The 15284-nt window shown below is 70.7% G+C and carries 13 protein-coding genes; 9 read left to right on the forward strand and 4 right to left on the reverse strand.

Going from position 1 to position 15284, the window contains the following annotated elements; all coding sequences use genetic code 11:
- Positions 1-4 precede the first annotated feature (4 nt).
- From K6I33_RS06355 to K6I33_RS06370, 4 genes are all read left to right on the forward strand, one after another.
- Positions 5-403, forward strand: a complete 399-nt coding sequence (locus K6I33_RS06355; RefSeq protein WP_229348691.1) for a hypothetical protein — start codon at positions 5-7, stop codon at positions 401-403.
- Positions 400-1965, forward strand: coding sequence for a multicopper oxidase family protein (locus tag K6I33_RS06360; protein ID WP_229348692.1), 1566 nt, complete (start codon positions 400-402; stop codon positions 1963-1965). The genes K6I33_RS06355 and K6I33_RS06360 overlap by 4 nt, the downstream gene beginning before the upstream one ends.
- Before the next feature lie 55 nt (positions 1966-2020).
- On the forward strand, positions 2021-2602 hold the full coding sequence (locus tag K6I33_RS06365; RefSeq protein WP_229348693.1) for a TetR/AcrR family transcriptional regulator: 582 nt from the start codon (positions 2021-2023) through the stop codon (positions 2600-2602).
- Positions 2603-2700: 98 nt separating this feature from the next.
- On the forward strand, positions 2701-3873 hold the full coding sequence (locus K6I33_RS06370; protein WP_229348694.1) for an MFS transporter: 1173 nt from the start codon (positions 2701-2703) through the stop codon (positions 3871-3873).
- A gap of 443 nt (positions 3874-4316) precedes the next feature.
- Here the strand turns inward: K6I33_RS06370 and mgrA are convergent, their stop codons facing one another.
- Positions 4317-5360: an L-glyceraldehyde 3-phosphate reductase gene (gene mgrA, locus K6I33_RS06375; protein ID WP_229348695.1), complete on the reverse strand. Its 1044-nt coding sequence runs from the start codon at positions 5358-5360 to the stop codon at positions 4317-4319.
- Positions 5361-5470: 110 nt separating this feature from the next.
- On the opposite strand from mgrA, the gene K6I33_RS06380 reads away from it, so the two are divergent.
- The 4 genes from K6I33_RS06380 to K6I33_RS06395 all read left to right on the forward strand — a co-directional run bounded on the left by K6I33_RS06380 (position 5471) and on the right by K6I33_RS06395 (position 10591).
- The gene (locus K6I33_RS06380; protein ID WP_229348696.1) at positions 5471-6232 is read left to right on the forward strand and encodes an isoprenyl transferase; all 762 of its coding nucleotides are present in this window, start codon (positions 5471-5473) and stop codon (positions 6230-6232) included.
- 393 nt (positions 6233-6625) lie between these two features.
- Complete coding sequence (locus tag K6I33_RS06385; RefSeq protein WP_229348697.1) at positions 6626-7948, forward strand: PhoH family protein; 1323 nt, start codon at positions 6626-6628, stop codon at positions 7946-7948.
- A gap of 374 nt (positions 7949-8322) precedes the next feature.
- Positions 8323-9063 carry a transglycosylase SLT domain-containing protein gene (locus K6I33_RS06390; protein WP_229348698.1) on the forward strand — a complete coding sequence of 247 codons (741 nt, stop codon included), beginning with the start codon at positions 8323-8325 and terminating at the stop codon, positions 9061-9063.
- Positions 9064-9187: 124 nt separating this feature from the next.
- On the forward strand, positions 9188-10591 hold the full coding sequence (locus K6I33_RS06395) for an AI-2E family transporter (RefSeq protein WP_229348699.1): 1404 nt from the start codon (positions 9188-9190) through the stop codon (positions 10589-10591).
- 61 nt (positions 10592-10652) lie between these two features.
- Here K6I33_RS06395 and K6I33_RS06400 read toward each other — a convergent pair whose 3' ends face one another.
- Positions 10653-11186, reverse strand: a complete 534-nt coding sequence (locus K6I33_RS06400; RefSeq protein ID WP_126915797.1) for an alkyl hydroperoxide reductase — start codon at positions 11184-11186, stop codon at positions 10653-10655.
- A gap of 11 nt (positions 11187-11197) precedes the next feature.
- The gene (locus tag K6I33_RS06405) at positions 11198-11752 is read right to left on the reverse strand and encodes a peroxiredoxin (protein WP_189451664.1); all 555 of its coding nucleotides are present in this window, start codon (positions 11750-11752) and stop codon (positions 11198-11200) included.
- Positions 11753-11884: 132 nt separating this feature from the next.
- On the opposite strand from K6I33_RS06405, the gene K6I33_RS06410 reads away from it, so the two are divergent.
- Positions 11885-12856, forward strand: a complete 972-nt coding sequence (locus tag K6I33_RS06410; RefSeq protein WP_229348700.1) for a hydrogen peroxide-inducible genes activator — start codon at positions 11885-11887, stop codon at positions 12854-12856.
- 15 nt (positions 12857-12871) lie between these two features.
- Here K6I33_RS06410 and K6I33_RS06415 read toward each other — a convergent pair whose 3' ends face one another.
- Entirely contained in the window at positions 12872-15262 is a 2391-nt protein-coding gene (locus tag K6I33_RS06415) for an ABC transporter permease (RefSeq protein WP_308297066.1), read from the reverse strand.
- Positions 15263-15284 lie beyond the last annotated feature (22 nt).

Consider the following 15284-nt stretch of genomic DNA (forward strand, 5'->3'; position numbering starts at 1 on the left):
TGACATGCAGGGTTGGCCGATGCGCGTGCTGCGGGTCGTCGCGGTGGCGGTGCTGCTGGACACGCTCGTGCAGGCGGCGCTGGCCGGCCTGTTCGTCACCGGCGACCTGGACCTGCTCACCTGGCACGCCGCCAACGCGAGCGTGCTCAGCGCCCTGACCGTCGTCGAGACGGTGGCGGCGCTGGTGGTGTGGCGGCGCCTCGCCGCCCCGGGCTGGCCCGCGGCGGCGAGCGCGGTGCTGGTGGCGTTGGTGAGCGTGCAGCAGGGGCTCGGCGAGGCCCGTGTGCTGGCGGGCCACATACCGCTGGGGATGGGCGTCTTCGGCTGTGCGACCGTCTTGGCGTGCTGGGCCTTCACCCACCGCGTCGGCGGCACCACCCGGCCGGCGGGGGTGGCCGAGTGAGGCGTCCGAGCCGCCGCGGGTTCCTGGGGCTGGCGGCCGCCGGTGCCGGTGCTGCCGTGACCGTGGGCGCGGCGGGCTGGTCCCGGCTCGCCGGAGCGTCGACCGGCCGGGTGCTGGCCAGCGCGGGCCCCCTGCCCAAGCCGTTCGGCGTCCCTCTTCCCGTGCCGCCGGTGGCCCGGCCGGTACGTACCGAGCGGGGAGCCGACTTCTACGAGGTCGAGCAGCGCGAGGGCCGCGTCGAGATCCTGCCGGGCCGCAAGACCACGGTGTGGGGGTACGACGGGATCTTCCCCGGCCCGACCTTCGCCGCCCGCTCGGGGCGCAGGACCGTGCTCCGGGTGCGCAACGGCCTCGCGGTCCCCACCGTCACGCACCTGCACGGCGGCGTCACCCCGCCGGAGTCCGACGGCTACCCCACCGACCTGCTCCTGCCGGTCCGCTGTTCACCCGACCGGTTCCACGACGGCCACGGTGGCCACGGCGGGCGGACGAGCGTCGGCTACCGCACCTACGAGTACCCGCTGCCGCAGCGGGCCGCGACGCTCTGGTACCACGACCACCGCATGGACTTCAGCGCCCCGCAGGTCTGGCGCGGCCTGGCCGGCTTCTTCCTCGTCGGCGACGAGGAAGAGGACCGGCTCCCGCTGCCGGGCGGCGACCGCGACATCCCGCTGATGCTGTGCGACCGCTCCTTCGAGGAGGACGGCTCCTTCCGCTACCCCACCCACGGACACGATCACGGGCACGATCACGATCACGACGCCTTCCCCGACGGTGTGCTCGGCGACGTCCAGCTCGTCAACGGCGCGCCCTGGCCCGTCCTGGAGGTGTCCACCGTCCGCTACCGCTTCCGTCTCCTCAACGCCTCCAACGCCCGCCGCTACCGGCTGCGGTTGGAAGTCGGAGGGGGCGGGCGCGGGCGGTTCGTCCAGATCGGCAGCGACGGCGGCCTGCTCGCCGCGCCCCGGCCGCTCGGCGCGGTCGACATGGCGCCGGGCGAACGGTGCGACGTCGTCGTCGACTTCGCCGGCTTTCCCGTCGGCAGCCGGATCGTCCTGCGCAACGAGGCGGCCGAGGGCGGTATGCGCGACGTCATGCGTTTTCATGTCGCGCGCAGGGCAAGGGACGACAGTCGCGTGCCGGCCCGTCTCGCCGCCTCGTTCGAGACGCTCGCCCCGAGCGCGGCGATGCCTGTGCGGGTGTTCGACTTCCGCCGCACCAACGTCGGCGAGGACCGGCGGATGTGGACCATCAACGGGCGGCCGTTCGACACCGACAGCGTGCTGGCGTCCCCACGCCTGGGCAGTGTGGAGCGGTGGCGTTTCAGCAGCGACTTCCACCACCCGGTCCATGTGCACCTGGCCCAGTTCCAGGTCGTCGCCCGGGGCGGCACGCCGCCCGCCGCCGGGGACGCCGGCTGGAAGGACACCGTGGACGTCCGCCCGTACGAGGTGGTGGAAGCCCTCGTGCGGTTCGCCGGGTACAAGGGGCGCTACATGCTGCACTGCCACAACCTCGAACACGAGGACATGGCCATGATGGCCAACTTCCAGGTCGTCTAGCGGGATCCCCGGGCAGTATTGGACCGAGTGATCCAAAAACTGTTACGGTCGCCCCATGGCCCGACCGAGGAAGTTCGACGAGGAGCGGGCGGTCGACGCCGCGCTGGAGGCGTTCTGGACCGCCGGGTACGAGGCGACGTCGACCCAGGACCTGTGCGAGGCCGCCGGCCTGGGGCGCAGCAGCGTCTACAACACCTTCCACAGCAAGCACGACCTCTTCCGCCGCGCCCTCGCGCTGTACATGCGGCGCAGGAGCGACCAGCTGGCCGCGCTCCTGGACGAGGAAGCCCCCGTCCGCGAGAAGGTCCGCGCTCTGCTGGACAGTGTCATCGCGGAGGAGACCGGAGCCGGGGGCGACGGCCGGGGCTGTCTCTACGTCAACACCGCCGTCGAGCTGGCCTCGCGCGACCCCGAGGTGGCGCGGGAGCTGGAGCGCGACTACGCCCGTCGTCACGACGCGCTCACCGCCGCCCTTGAGGCCGGGCAGCGAGCCGGTGACATCGACCGGGCCAAGGACGCGGGCGCGCTCGCGCACTTCGTGACCGCGACCGTCAGCGGCATCCGGGTCGCGGCCCGCGCCGGGGCGGGCGAGGCGGCGCTGCGCGCCGTCGCCCGTACGGCCCTCGACGCGATCTGACCCCACGCGGCGCACGTGCTCGTGTGCGCTCACACATAGCTCACGCATGCCTTCATTTTGAACTGATCGATACAAAACAACGACACCAGGGAACTGCCATGCCCCGAGCCGTATACGTACTGGCGCTAGGCGTCTTCGCCATGGTGACCAGCGAATTCGTCGTCGCCGGGCTGATGCCGCAGATGGCCGGCGGGCTGGACGCGGCCATCCCCCAGATCGGCTATCTCATCACCGCGTTCGCGGCCGCCATGTCCCTCGGCGGGCCCCTCCTGACCGTCGCCCTGCTGAGGCTGCGGCCCAGGCGGGCGCTCGCCGTGCTCTTCGTGGTCTTCCTGGCCGGCAACGCGCTGGCCGCCACCGCCCCCGGCTACGGGGCCATGCTGGTGGCGCGGGTGGTCACCGGTGTCGCCTCGCAGGCCTTCTTCGGCACGGCCGTCTCGCTCTGCGCCCAGCTGACCCGCCCCGAGGTGCGGGGCCGGGCGGTGGCCGTGCTGATGAACGGGCTGATGCTGGGCACCCTGCTGGGGCTGCCGATGTCCACGCTGATCGGGGAGCGCCTGGGCTGGCGCGCCGCGTTCTGGGTCATCACGGGCCTCGCCGTCCTCGCGGCGCTGTGCACGCTCGCCGGGGTGCCGGACGCGCCGCACGCCGAGGGCGGCGGAAGCCTGCGCGAGGAGATGGGCGTCTTCCGGAATCGCGGGCTCTGGCGTGCCCTCTCCACCAGCACCTGTGTCATCGGCGCGACGTTCTCCGCGTTCTCCTATTTCAACCCGATCCTCACCGAGGTCACGGGTTTCGGCAGCGGTACCGTCCCGCTGCTGCTTATCGGCTACGGGGCCGCGACGGTGATCGGCAACAACGTCGTCGGGCGGCTCGCCGATCGCCACGCCGTGACCGTCCTGCTCTTTGGTCTAGTCCTTAACCTGGTCTTTCTCACGGGATTCGCACTGCTGGCCCATCTCAAGGTCCCGACGGTGGTGTTCATGATGGGTGTCGGCCTGGTCGGCGTGACCATGAATCCGGCGATGGTGACGCGTGTGCAGCGGGCCGGCAATGCCCGGCCGCTGGTCAACACCGTCCACTCCTCCTTCATCACCTTCGGGGTCCTCATCGGTTCCTCGGCCGGCGGACTGGCGATAGCCGATTTCGGCCTTCGCGCGCCGCTGTGGCTCGGGGCCGGTATGGCGGTGATCGGAGTCCTGACCGTCGTTCCCGAGGCCTTCCCCCGGGCGGCCGGAGCCCGTCGAGAGGCCCGCGTGATGTCCTCGTGACTTCGCCGTGATGTCAATGGCGTCCGGAATGTGGAATCGCGTCAAGCCGGTGATGACTTTGCAAGACATTTTCGGAAGAGCGGTGGACCGGATTCCGGATAGCGACCGGATGGCCGGTTCTGCGCCGTCAGCCCAGCAATGAAGGGTTCGAGGGGGCTCGAAGCGGCTCCGTAAAACACCCCGGACAAGATCAACAACGTGGCTTCAAGTCAGCACGCCACGCATTGTCACCCCCGCCGATGCAGCAAGGAGGGCCTCGGACCGGTTATGGTGGAAACCCCCCCTCGGGCCGGTCCGTATCCCCCCCACGGACCGGCCCGTTTTCTTTCCCCCTCGTCACTCTCCGTGTCGAGATGTGTCACCTCAATGCGATGATCATGGCCTGGCCAACCATCGCCGGGTATCCCGAAGTGGGCGCGGGCCGGGATTCCGGCCGGTTCGATCTAGGAATCTCCCCGTCGGGCCCAGATGTTCACGCCCTCCGTACTGACCGCCAGGGCATCGATTTCGGCCAGTTCCGCCTTGTCCAGCGGGGCGGCGCCCAGCGCGGCGATATTGGCCTCCAGCTGCGCCACGCCGGACGCGCCGATCAGCGCCGAGGTCATCCGCTCGTCGCGCAGCACCCAGTTCAGCGCCAGCTGGGCCAGGGACTGGCCCCGCCGCGCGGCGATCTCGTTCAGCCCGCGCAGCCGGCGCACCACGTCGTCCGTGAGCAGCCCCGGGTCGAGGGACTTGCCCTGGGAGGCGCGGGACCCCTCCGGGACGCCGTGGAGGTACTTGTCCGTGAGCAGGCCCTGGGCGAGGGGCGCGAAGGCGATGCAGCCCATGCCCTCCTCCTCCAGGGCGTCGAGCAGCGCGTCGTCCTCCGTCCAGCGGTTGATCATCGAGTAGGACGGCTGGTGGATCAGCGCGGGCACCCCCATCTCCCGCAGCAGCCGGGCGGCCTCCCGGGTCTGCTGGGCGTTGTACGAGGAGACGCCCGCGTACAGCGCCTTGCCCTGCCGGACGGCCGACGCCAGGGCGCCCATCGTCTCCTCGAGCGGGGTGTGCGGGTCGAACCGGTGCGAATAGAAGATGTCGACGTAATCGACACCCATCCGGCGCAACGACGCGTCGAGCGACGACAGCAGGTACTTCCGCGAGCCCCATTCGCCGTACGGGCCGGGGTGCATCAGATAGCCGGCCTTGGTGGAGATGATGATTTCGTCCCGGTAGGGCAGGAAATCCTGGGCGAAGAGCTTGCCGAAGTTGAGCTCGGCCGAACCGGGCGGAGGCCCGTAGTTGTTGGCCAGATCGAAGTGGGTGACGCCCAGGTCGAAGGCCCGGCGCAGAATGGCCCGCTGCGAGTCGAGGGTGCGGTCGTCACCGAAGTTGTGCCACAGTCCCAAGGAGATGGCGGGCAGCTTCAGCCCGCTGCGGCCCGCACGCCGGTACTCCATGAAGTCGTAGCGCGTTTCGGCCGCGCGGTGGAGCGAGGGATCGGTCATGTGCATCTGACTATCACGGTCCTGTGACAGGCCGAGTTGGGTCCTCGCGACACGCTGGCAGTAGGGTGGCGCCCTCGGGGCGACCGCCGTGGCATGGAGGGGCAGGAAGAGTGAAGTTGCGCGACCTGGTGTACAGGCTTTACGCACGCCGGGTGGAGGGCCGCCTCGACCACGCCCAGGTGCCCAAGCACATCGGTGTCATCCTCGACGGCAACCGCCGCTGGGCGCGCGCGGACGGCCGGACCACCGAGCAGGGCCACCAGGCGGGTGCCGACAAGATCTCCGAGCTGCTCGGCTGGTGCGCCGAGACGGACGTCGAGGTCGTCACGCTGTGGATGCTCTCCACGGACAACCTGGACCGCCCGGGCCAGGAGCTCAATCCGCTGCTCACCATCATCGAGAACACGGTGCGCGGCCTGGCCGCGGACGGCCGCTGGCGCGTCCACCACGTGGGCACCCTCGATCTGCTCCCGGCCCGGACCCAGTCGGTCCTCAAGGAGGCCGAGCAGGAGACGATCGACCGCGAGGGCATACTGGTCAATGTCGCGGTCGGCTACGGCGGCCGGCAGGAGATCGCGGACGCGGTCCGCTCCCTGGTCCTGGAAGCCGCGGAGAACGGCGTCTCCCACGAGGAGCTGGCCGAGACCGTCGACATCGACGCCATCACCAAGCACCTCTACACGCGCGGCCAGCCCGACCCGGACCTCATCATCCGCACCAGCGGTGAGCAGCGGCTGTCCGGCTTCATGCTCTGGCAGAGCGCCCACTCCGAGTACTACTTCTGCGAAGTCTTCTGGCCTGCCTTCCGCAAGGTCGACTTCCTTCGCGCGCTCCGCGACTACGCGGCGCGCCACCGCCGCTACGGCGGCTGATCCGGGCGGTCCGGGTACGGGCGCTGACGGAACGCCCGTTCGGACGGCTGAGGAACTGGCGTACGGGTAACGACGGATCAATCGTTCACCTGCGCGACGCATATGCCGTTGCATGCTCACGCGGTACAGCGGGAATATCCCCAGCAGGCCGACGGTCGGAACTGGGACCGTCGCTCTGCCAGCGGGCGGCATGGGGCCGCCCGCCCGGGAGGCCCTTTGCACCAGGACGACGACCGTGCGGACCGAGCGGGCCGGAGCGCCCGCACGGCGAAGACGGTGGGCCGGATGACGACCGGCGACCCTGGAGGGCCCGTCCCCGGCTCATTCCCCGCGCCGGCGTTTCTCACAGCGGCGGTGCGCCCTTACCTGAAGCACGAGGGGGTTCGTCCACCCGTGGTGAACAGCAAGAAGCGCCGTGATGGCGACCGGCGCACCTATGTCCTCGACACCAGCGTCCTGCTGGCCGACCCAGGAGCCGTGTCCCGCTTCGAGGAGCACGAGGTCGTGCTGCCCGTGGTGGTGGTCACGGAGTTGGAGGCCAAGAGGCACCACCCCGAGCTCGGCTACTTCGCGCGCAAGGCCCTGCGCCTGCTCGACGAGTACCGCGTGCGCCACGGCCGGCTCGACGCGCCGATCCCGACCGGTGAGCTCGGCGGCACGCTCAGGGTGGAGCTGAACCACTCCGATCCGGGCATACTGCCCGCCGGCTTCCGACTCGGTGACAACGACTCGCGCATCCTCGCGGTCGCCCGCAACCTCCAGGCCGAGGGGTACGACGTCACCGTCGTCTCCAAGGACCTGCCGCTGCGCATCAAGGCGTCCGCGGTCGGACTGCTGGCCGAGGAGTACCGCGCGGAGCTCGCCATCACCGACTCCGGCTGGACGGGGATGGCGGAGCTCGCCGTCACCGCCGAGCAGGTGGACGAACTCTTCACCGCCGAGCGCGTGTACGTCCCCGAGGCCGCCGAACTGCCCGTGCACACCGGACTGGTGCTCCAGTCCGAGCGCGGCAAGGCGCTGGGCAGGGTCACGGCGGACGGCGAGGTGCGGCTGGTGCGCGGCGACCGGGAGGCGTTCGGCATCCACGGCCGCAGCGCCGAGCAGCGGGTGGCCCTGGACCTGCTGCTGGACCCGGACATCGGGATCGTCTCCATGGGCGGCCGCGCGGGCACGGGCAAGTCGGCCCTGGCCCTGTGCGCGGGCCTGGAGGCCGTGCTGGAGCGCCGCCAGCACCGCAAGGTGATGGTGTTCCGGCCGCTGTACGCGGTGGGCGGCCAGGAGTTGGGGTATCTGCCCGGCAGCGAGGCCGAGAAGATGAGCCCCTGGGCGCAGGCGGTCTTCGACACCCTCTCGGCCGTGACGACCACCGAGGTGATCGAGGAGGTCGTGGGGCGGGGCATGCTGGAGGTCCTCCCGCTCACCCACATCCGCGGCCGCTCGCTGCACGACGCCTTCGTCATCGTCGACGAGGCCCAGTCGCTGGAACGGAACGTGCTGCTCACGGTCCTGTCGCGGATCGGGGCCAACTCCCGGGTGGTGCTCACCCATGACGTGGCCCAGCGCGACAACCTCCGCGTCGGGCGCTACGACGGTGTGGTCGCCGTGGTCGAGAAGCTCAAGGGGCACCCCCTCTTCTCGCACGTCACCCTGACGCGCTCGGAGCGTTCGCCCATCGCGGCGCTGGTGACCGAATTGCTGGAGGACGGTCGTATCTGACCGACTCCGTCCCGGCAGGCGCGCGGTGAAGCCGAGGAGCTTAGCCGCGCGCCGTTCCATGGCGCCGCTGTTTCCGTAAAGCCGCAGGGATAAACGGCATGTGAGCTTTCCCACGTGACCGGGAATTGCCTCGGAGCGTTCCGTTCAGGCAGAGTCTGCTTCCTGTCAGGCCCCGCATACGGCACTTGGGCCCCTCCGGGGGCGATGCGGAACAGCGAAAACTGAACAGCGTCGCCGTATGCCGCCCGAGCATGTCGCGGACCTCCCCCGGGAGGGCCCACCGGGTCAGCGCCTCCAGTGACCGGCCGGTCCCCTCGGGACCGGTACTGACGGAGGCCCGCGCCAGGGGCACGATCGCGTCCGCGAGGTCACCTATGCGGGCGACGCTGGAAGGAATACGTGTGAGCCGGATTTCTGTCCGGGGATTCGCCGTGGCATCCGCCACCGCTGTCACCACCGTAGGCGCCGTCGTCGGTGTCGCCGCGGGTCACGACCAGGGCACGACCGACACCGTCGAGGCCACCGCAGCGGACACGACGCTTCTCGCCGCCATCCCCTCGGGACAGAACGTCCAGGCGCAGACCGCTTCCCTCACGCAGCAGGCGGAGACGCAGACCCAGGCCGCCGACGACGCCGCGAAGAAGGACGTCGAGGAGGCCGCGCGCAAGCAGGCCGCCGAGGACGCCACGGCGAAGAAGGAAGCCGCCGAGGCGAAGGCGAAGGAAGAGGCCGAGAAGAAGGCCAAGGAGCGCGAGGAGAAGGAGCAGGTCTCCAGCCGCTCCGCCACCCGCGACGCCTCGTCCTTCGCGGTCAAGGGCTCCTACTCCGTCGCCGAGGTCCAGGCGATGGCCCGGCAGATGATCCCCGGCGACCAGTTCCAGTGCTTCAGCAACATCGTGAACAACGAGAGCACCTGGGACTACACCGCCACCAACGCCTCCTCCGGTGCCTACGGTCTCGTCCAGGCGCTGCCCGGCACCAAGATGGAGTCCGCGGGCGCCGACTGGCGCACCAACCCGGCCACCCAGATCAAGTGGGGCCTCAGCTACATGAACGAGCGCTACGGCAGCCCCTGTGGCGCCTGGTCGTTCTGGCAGGCCAACCAGTGGTACTAGGCCCTGCCGCCACCTCTTGACCAGCCGAAGCCCCCGACCCGCGAAGGTCGGGGGCTTCGCTGTCCCACCGGCCAGGTAACGTCGACGGGTACGGCCACGGGGGAGTGGGGGTAGAGGAAGAAAAATGTCCAGATTGCCACAAATGCTGGGCGGGCTGGGCTCCGGTCTGGTACGGCTCGGCGAGCGGCTGGAGGCCCGCAGGGCGAACGCCGGCGCGGGGTCCGCGGCCGGCCCGGCGTCCGGCGCCGCGTCCGGGCCCGTACCCACGCCCGTCTCCGCGTCCGCGTCCGCCGCCACGCCCGCCGCCGCGTCGCCCTCCGGGTCCGCTACGGCCGGTACGCCCGAGTCGGCGGCTCCGGCTCCGGCTCCGGCTTCGACCCCGGCTCCGGAGTCCGGTGCCGGGTCCGTGCCGCCGTGCGCCCCGGGGCCCCAGACCGCGTCCGCCGCGCGGCCCGATCCCGTCGCCGCCGTTCCCTGGGGCGTCCGGGTCGCGGCCGAGGTGGGCTGGCGGCTGCTGGTACTGGCCGGCACCCTGTGGGTGCTGATGCGGGTGATCAGCGCGGTGCGGCTGGTGGTGCTGGCCTTCGTCGCCGGACTGCTGATCACGGCCCTGCTCCAGCCCACCGTCGCCTTGCTCAAGCGGCGCGGTGTGCCGCGCGGCCTCGCCACGGCCCTGACGTTCCTGTCCGGCTTCGTCATCATGGGCCTGGTCGGCTGGTTCGTGGTCTGGCAGGTGACGGAGAACCTCGACGACCTGTCCAAACAGGTCCAGCACGGCATCACCGAGCTCAAGCGCTGGCTGCTCAACAGCCCGTTCCACGTCACCCAGGGCCAGATCAACAACATCGCCGACAAGCTCAGCGAGGCCATCGGCACCAGCACCAAGGACATCACCTCCGCCGGCATAGAGGGTGTCCAGGTCATCATCGAGGTGCTCACGGGCATCCTGCTCGCGATGTTCAGCACGCTCTTCCTGCTCTACGACGGCCCCCGCATCTGGCAGTGGCTGCTCAAGCTGGTGCCCGAGGCCGCCCGCGAGGGCGTCGCGGGCGCGGGCCCGCGGGCCTGGGCGACGCTGACGGCCTATGTGCGCGGCACGGTGATAGTGGCCCTGATCGACGCGATCTTCATCGGCATAGGGCTCTACTTCCTCAAGGTGCCCATGTATGTGCCGCTGGCCGTCTTCATCTTCCTCTTCGCCTTCATCCCGCTGGTCGGCGCCGTCGTCTCCGGCGCCCTGGCGGTCGTCGTGGCGCTGGTCACCCGGGACGTCTTCACGGCGGCGATGGTGCTGGCCGTGGTGCTCGCGGTGCAGCAGATCGAGGGCCATGTGCTCCAGCCCTTCATCCTCGGCCGCGCCGTGCGCGTCCACCCGCTGGCCGTGGTCCTCGCCGTCGCCGCGGGCTCGATGACCGCGGGCATCGGCGGCGCGGTCGTCGCGGTGCCGCTGGTGGCGGTGACCAATACGGTCGTCGGGTACCTACGGGCGTACGCGAAGGACGATTCGCCGCCGGAGGTTTCCTCCTGACGCATGACGAGAACGGGCCCCCGACCAATCGGTCGGGGGCCCGTTCTCGTGAAAGGAAGGCTCAGCCGTTCAGCACGGCCTCGGCGTCCAGCGTGGCACCGACGGCCTGCAGGACAGAGGCGATCTTGAAGGCTTCCTGGATCACCTCACGGCTCACACCGGCCTTGCGCAGCACCTGCTCGTGGGAGTCGAGGCACATGCCGCAGCCGTTGATGGCGGAGACGGCCAGGGACCACAGCTCGAAGTCGACCTTCTCCACGCCCGGGTTGCCGATGACGTTCATCCGCAGACCCGCGCGCAGGTTGCCGTACTCCGGGTCCGACAGCAGGTGCCGGGTGCGGTAGTAGACGTTGTTCATCGCCATGATCGCGGCAGCGGCCTTGGCGGCGGTGTACGCCTCGGGGGAGAGGTTCTCCTTGGCCTGGGGCTCCAGCTCGCGCAGGACGATCGGCGAACGGGTCGCGATCGCGCAGGAGAGGACCGTGCCCCACAGCTGCTGCTGCGGCAGGTCGGAGTTGCCGATGACCGAGCCGAGGTTCAGCTTCAGGTCCTTGGCGTAGTCCGGTATCGCGGACTTCAGCTCATCGAGGGCCATGGGAGATCAGCTCACTCGCCCGAGAGGAGCTTGACGGCGTCGAGGGTGTCCTCGCCCTTGTTCCAGTTGCAGGGGCACAGCTCGTCCGTCTGGAGGGCGTCGAGGACCCGCAGGACCTCCTTGGGGTTACGGCCGACGGAGCCGGCGGTCACCATGACGAACTGGATCTCGTTGTTCGGGTCCACGATGAAGACGGCGCGCTGGGCGTAGCCGTCCTCGCCCTCGACGCCGCAGGCCTGCATCAGCTCGTGCTTGGCGTCGGCCAGCATCGGGAAGGGCAGGTCGCGCAGGTCCTTGTGGTCCTTGCGCCAGGCGTGGTGCACGAACTCGGAGTCGCCGGAGACACCGAGGATCTGGGCGTCACGGTCGGCGAACTCGTCGTTCAGCTGGCCGAACGCGGCGATCTCGGTCGGGCAGACGAAGGTGAAGTCCTTCGGCCAGAAGAAGACGACCTTCCACTTGCCCTCGTAGGTCTTGTGGTCGATCTGCGCGAAGGCCTTGTCCGCGTCGAGGTCCACACAGGCGGTCAGGTCGAACTCGGGGAACTTGTCACCGACAGTGAGCACGCGCTCTCCTTGCAACGAGGAAACTCCCCGTTCGTGGGGTTTCCTGTGGGTTGGACAGGAACCACAGTGCCACAGGAGGCATTGATAGCGGAAATAGCTAGACTGGGTGATGTTGATCGGAGGTGGTTATCAGTGACGTCGTCGTCCATAACCCAGGGGCGGCCGGAACGCCCCCGCCGCCAGCCCAGCCTGGCCCAGCTGCGCGCGTTCGCCGCTGTCGCCGAGCATCTTCACTTCCGCGACGCCGCCACGGCCCTCGGGATGAGCCAGCCCGCGCTCTCCAGCGCCGTCTCGGCCCTGGAGGAGACGCTCGACATTCAGCTTCTCGAGCGTACGACGAGAAAAGTGCTCCTCAGTCCTGCGGGTGAGCGGCTGGCCGTCCGGGCCCGTACGGTCCTCGACGCCGTCGGCGCGCTGCTGGAGGAGGCCGACGCGGCCCGCGCGCCCTTCACGGGGGTGCTGCGGCTCGGGGTGATTCCGACAGTCGCTCCTTATCTGCTGCCGATAGTGCTGCGGCTGGTGCGCGACTCGTACCCCGACCTGGACCTTCAGGTCCACGAGGAGCAGACGTCCTCGCTGCTGGACGGGCTCACCCAGGGGCGGCTCGATCTGCTGCTGCTCGCCGTGCCGCTGGGGGTGGCGGGGGTGAGCGAGCTTCCGCTCTTCGACGAGGACTTCGTCCTCGTCACCCCCTGCGACCACTGGCTGGCCGGGCGGCACGACATTCCCCGGGAGGCGCTGCGCGAGCTCGATCTGCTGCTGCTCGACGAGGGGCACTGCCTGCGCGACCAGGCGCTGGAGGTCTGCCACGACGCCGGGCGCACGGAGGGGGCGCAGACGACCACCAGTGCGGCCGGGCTTTCCACGCTGGTGCAGTTGGTGGGGGGTGGGCTCGGTGTGACGCTGCTGCCGCGGACGGCGCTGCGGGTCGAGACCGGGCGCAGCGACCGGCTCGCCACGGGGTACTTCGCCGAGCCGGCGCCCTCGCGGCGCATCGCGTTGGCTATGCGGGCGGGGGCGGCGCGGCAGGGGGAGTTCGAGGTGTTCGCTGATGCGTTGCGGAAGGAAATGGCGCGGTTGCCCGTGCGGGTGGTTGCGGGCTGAGGCCCGCAACCAGGCTCACTCCGTTCTCAGGCCGTTCGGGCGGGTTGTGCGGTGTACGGCCGGGAGAGAGAGGGCTGTGACCAGGGCGATCATGCCTACGCCCACCCCCACCACCGGCAGGAAGCCGAGCCAGTCGCGGACCGTGCCGTTGACGACCCGGAGCATCACCCAGCCCAGGCCGAGTCCGCCCGCCACCGCGAGGGCCGTGCCCAGGACCACGGGGATCGCGGTCTGCCACAGCACCGAGCCGGCGACCGACCTGCGCCGTGCGCCCAGGGCCGCGAGCGTGGACATCAGGCGCCTGCGCTCGCGGAGTTGCTCCATCGTCGTCGCGGTGAGGCCCGCGCCGATCAGTGCCAGCAGGAGGCCGGTGCCGATGAGCAGGGCCCGCTGGATCGTGGCGTAGTTGGAGTCCTTCTGTATCCCGCCCATGCGGTGGACCCGGAACAACGGGTCGATGGCGGCAGCGGTGTTGCGGACGCGTTCGATGGCGTCGGTGTTCCCGGGTTCGAGCTGGATCGCCGCCTCGGTCGTGGGTTCGGGCAGGGCCTTGACGTCGATGGCGGACGGCGTGGCGAGCACGCCCTGGTGGTAGCGGCCCATCGGGTCCTTGACCGCCTGGACGATCCGGGCGGAGGAGGGGATCGTCCACTCGTACGTCCGTGCCTTGCGGCCGCCGCGCTCGTGGGGCCAGTCCTCCATGAACAGACCGGTTCCGGGCGGGAATTGGGCCGAGCGACCGGGCTCGTCCCCGGGCTCGTCCGCGACGAACACGTCGCCGTCCCGGCAGGAGTCCAGCTTGGCCAGCCGGCGCAGCGTGTCGCAGTCGCCGACGGTCACGCCGGTGACGCTGCTCGCCGCACCGTCGCGCTTGCGCGCGAACTGGTCCACGGTGACGAGCGCGTCCCGGACGCCCGGGGTGGCGCGGAAGCTGTTGGTGTAGCTCCGGGCCTCGGCGGGCGTGCTCGCCCGGTAGACACCCATCATCTGGGAGTGCGTCGGCAGGTCTTCCACGAACTCGCCCTGGACTCCCGCGAAGAGCATCTGGACGGCGATGGCTCCGGCCATGGCCACGGTGATGCCGCCGACCGCGCGGGCGGCGGGCCCGGGGTGCGATTCGATGCGCCGGGTGGCCAGTTGCCATGAGACCGGGCCGCCCCGGAAACGGGCCACGCAGGCCTCCAGCAGCCAGGGCAGCAGGGCCGCGATGCCGACCAGGACGAGGATGCCGCCGCCGGCCACCTGGTAGGTGCTGAAGTCTTCCGCGTACGGGTCCATCGTCACACCGCCGAAGAGCGGGATCAGCAGGGCCAGGCCCGCCGCCGGGAACAGCAGGCGCCACCAGAGGCGGCGGCGCCGGGGCGTGGTGTCGCGCATGACGCCCAGCGGTTCGATGGTGACGCGGCGCAGCGTGACCAGGGTGACGAGGACGGCGACAGCCGGCACCGCGACCGCGATCAGCGCGGCCAGGGCCGGGGAGGGCACCAGGTCGGCGGGGGAGATGGCGACGTCCCGGATCGTGATGCCGGAGGCGAAGCGACGGATGATCAGGAATACCGCCGCGCCGACGCCCAGGCCCAGCAGGGCGCCGCACAGCGCCTCACCGGACGCGATCCGCCGGGTGGCGCGGATGTCGGTGCCCACGAGCCGCAGCGCGGCCAGCCGCCGGTCGCGGCGCTCGCCGCCGGCGCGGACGGCCGTGGCGATGAAGATGCCGATCGGCAGCAGCAGCACCACGCACGTCATGTTCATCAGCACCACGAGCACCGGGCTGACCGGGTCGCCGCCCTCCTCGTGGCCGAACCGGTCGATGCGCGCGGGGGCGTCGTGGATGCCGGGCCCGTGGAGCGCGTCCAGCCGGAGCCGGTCGCTGCCCGCGTAGTAGAAGAGCTCGTCGGGGCCCATGACGCCCTCGTCGCCGATGACGCCGGCGATCCGGTGGGGGAGCCGCTCACGCAGCAGCTCGCCGTCGGCGGAGCGCAGCAGGTCGCGCAGTGCCGGGGAGACCACCATCTCGCCGGGGGCGGGCAGGGCCGCCACGCCCGGCGGGAGCGGCGCCCGGGGGCCCTCGGGCTGGAGCAGGGCCCCTTCCAGGGGCTTGTCGTGGAAGTCGGTGGTGACCGCCTGGTAGAGCAGGGTGCGGTCGCTCGCCACGATGCTTCTTCCGGCGCCGGGCTGGTCGTTGACGGAGCGCGCGTTCTCGCGGTGTTCCCGCGCGGCGGACAGGTGCGGCACCGACGCGGCGATCGCCAGCAGGGCCACGCCGAGGCCGACGCCGATGGCGACGAGCGCGGTGCGCAGCAGGCTCTCGCGGCCTCCGGTGACGGCGAACCGGGCGCCCATGGCCAGGTCGCGGGCCCAGGCGGCGAGGCCCGTCGGGCCGGTGGGCCGGGGGCGGCCGGGCACGCAACATGGCAGGTGTCCATGG

This window comes from Streptomyces sp. UNOB3_S3 (assembly GCF_020740895.1).
GTDB lineage: Bacteria > Actinomycetota > Actinomycetes > Streptomycetales > Streptomycetaceae > Streptomyces.

Bases quoted from the DNA above. Each gene is read 5' to 3' on its own strand.
- mgrA (WP_229348695.1), bottom strand. From the start codon at position 5,360: ATGACCGATCCCTCGCTCCACCGCGCGGCCGAAACGCGCTACGACTTC.
- K6I33_RS06355 (WP_229348691.1), top strand. From the start codon at position 5: ATGCAGGGTTGGCCGATGCGCGTGCTGCGGGTCGTCGCGGTGGCGGTG.
- K6I33_RS06400 (WP_126915797.1), bottom strand. From the start codon at position 11,186: ATGGCCCTCGATGAGCTGAAGTCCGCGATACCGGACTACGCCAAGGAC.
- K6I33_RS06365 (WP_229348693.1), top strand. From the start codon at position 2,021: ATGGCCCGACCGAGGAAGTTCGACGAGGAGCGGGCGGTCGACGCCGCG.
- K6I33_RS06390 (WP_229348698.1), top strand. From the start codon at position 8,323: ATGCGGGCGACGCTGGAAGGAATACGTGTGAGCCGGATTTCTGTCCGG.
- K6I33_RS06370 (WP_229348694.1), top strand. From the start codon at position 2,701: ATGCCCCGAGCCGTATACGTACTGGCGCTAGGCGTCTTCGCCATGGTG.
- K6I33_RS06395 (WP_229348699.1), top strand. From the start codon at position 9,188: ATGTCCAGATTGCCACAAATGCTGGGCGGGCTGGGCTCCGGTCTGGTA.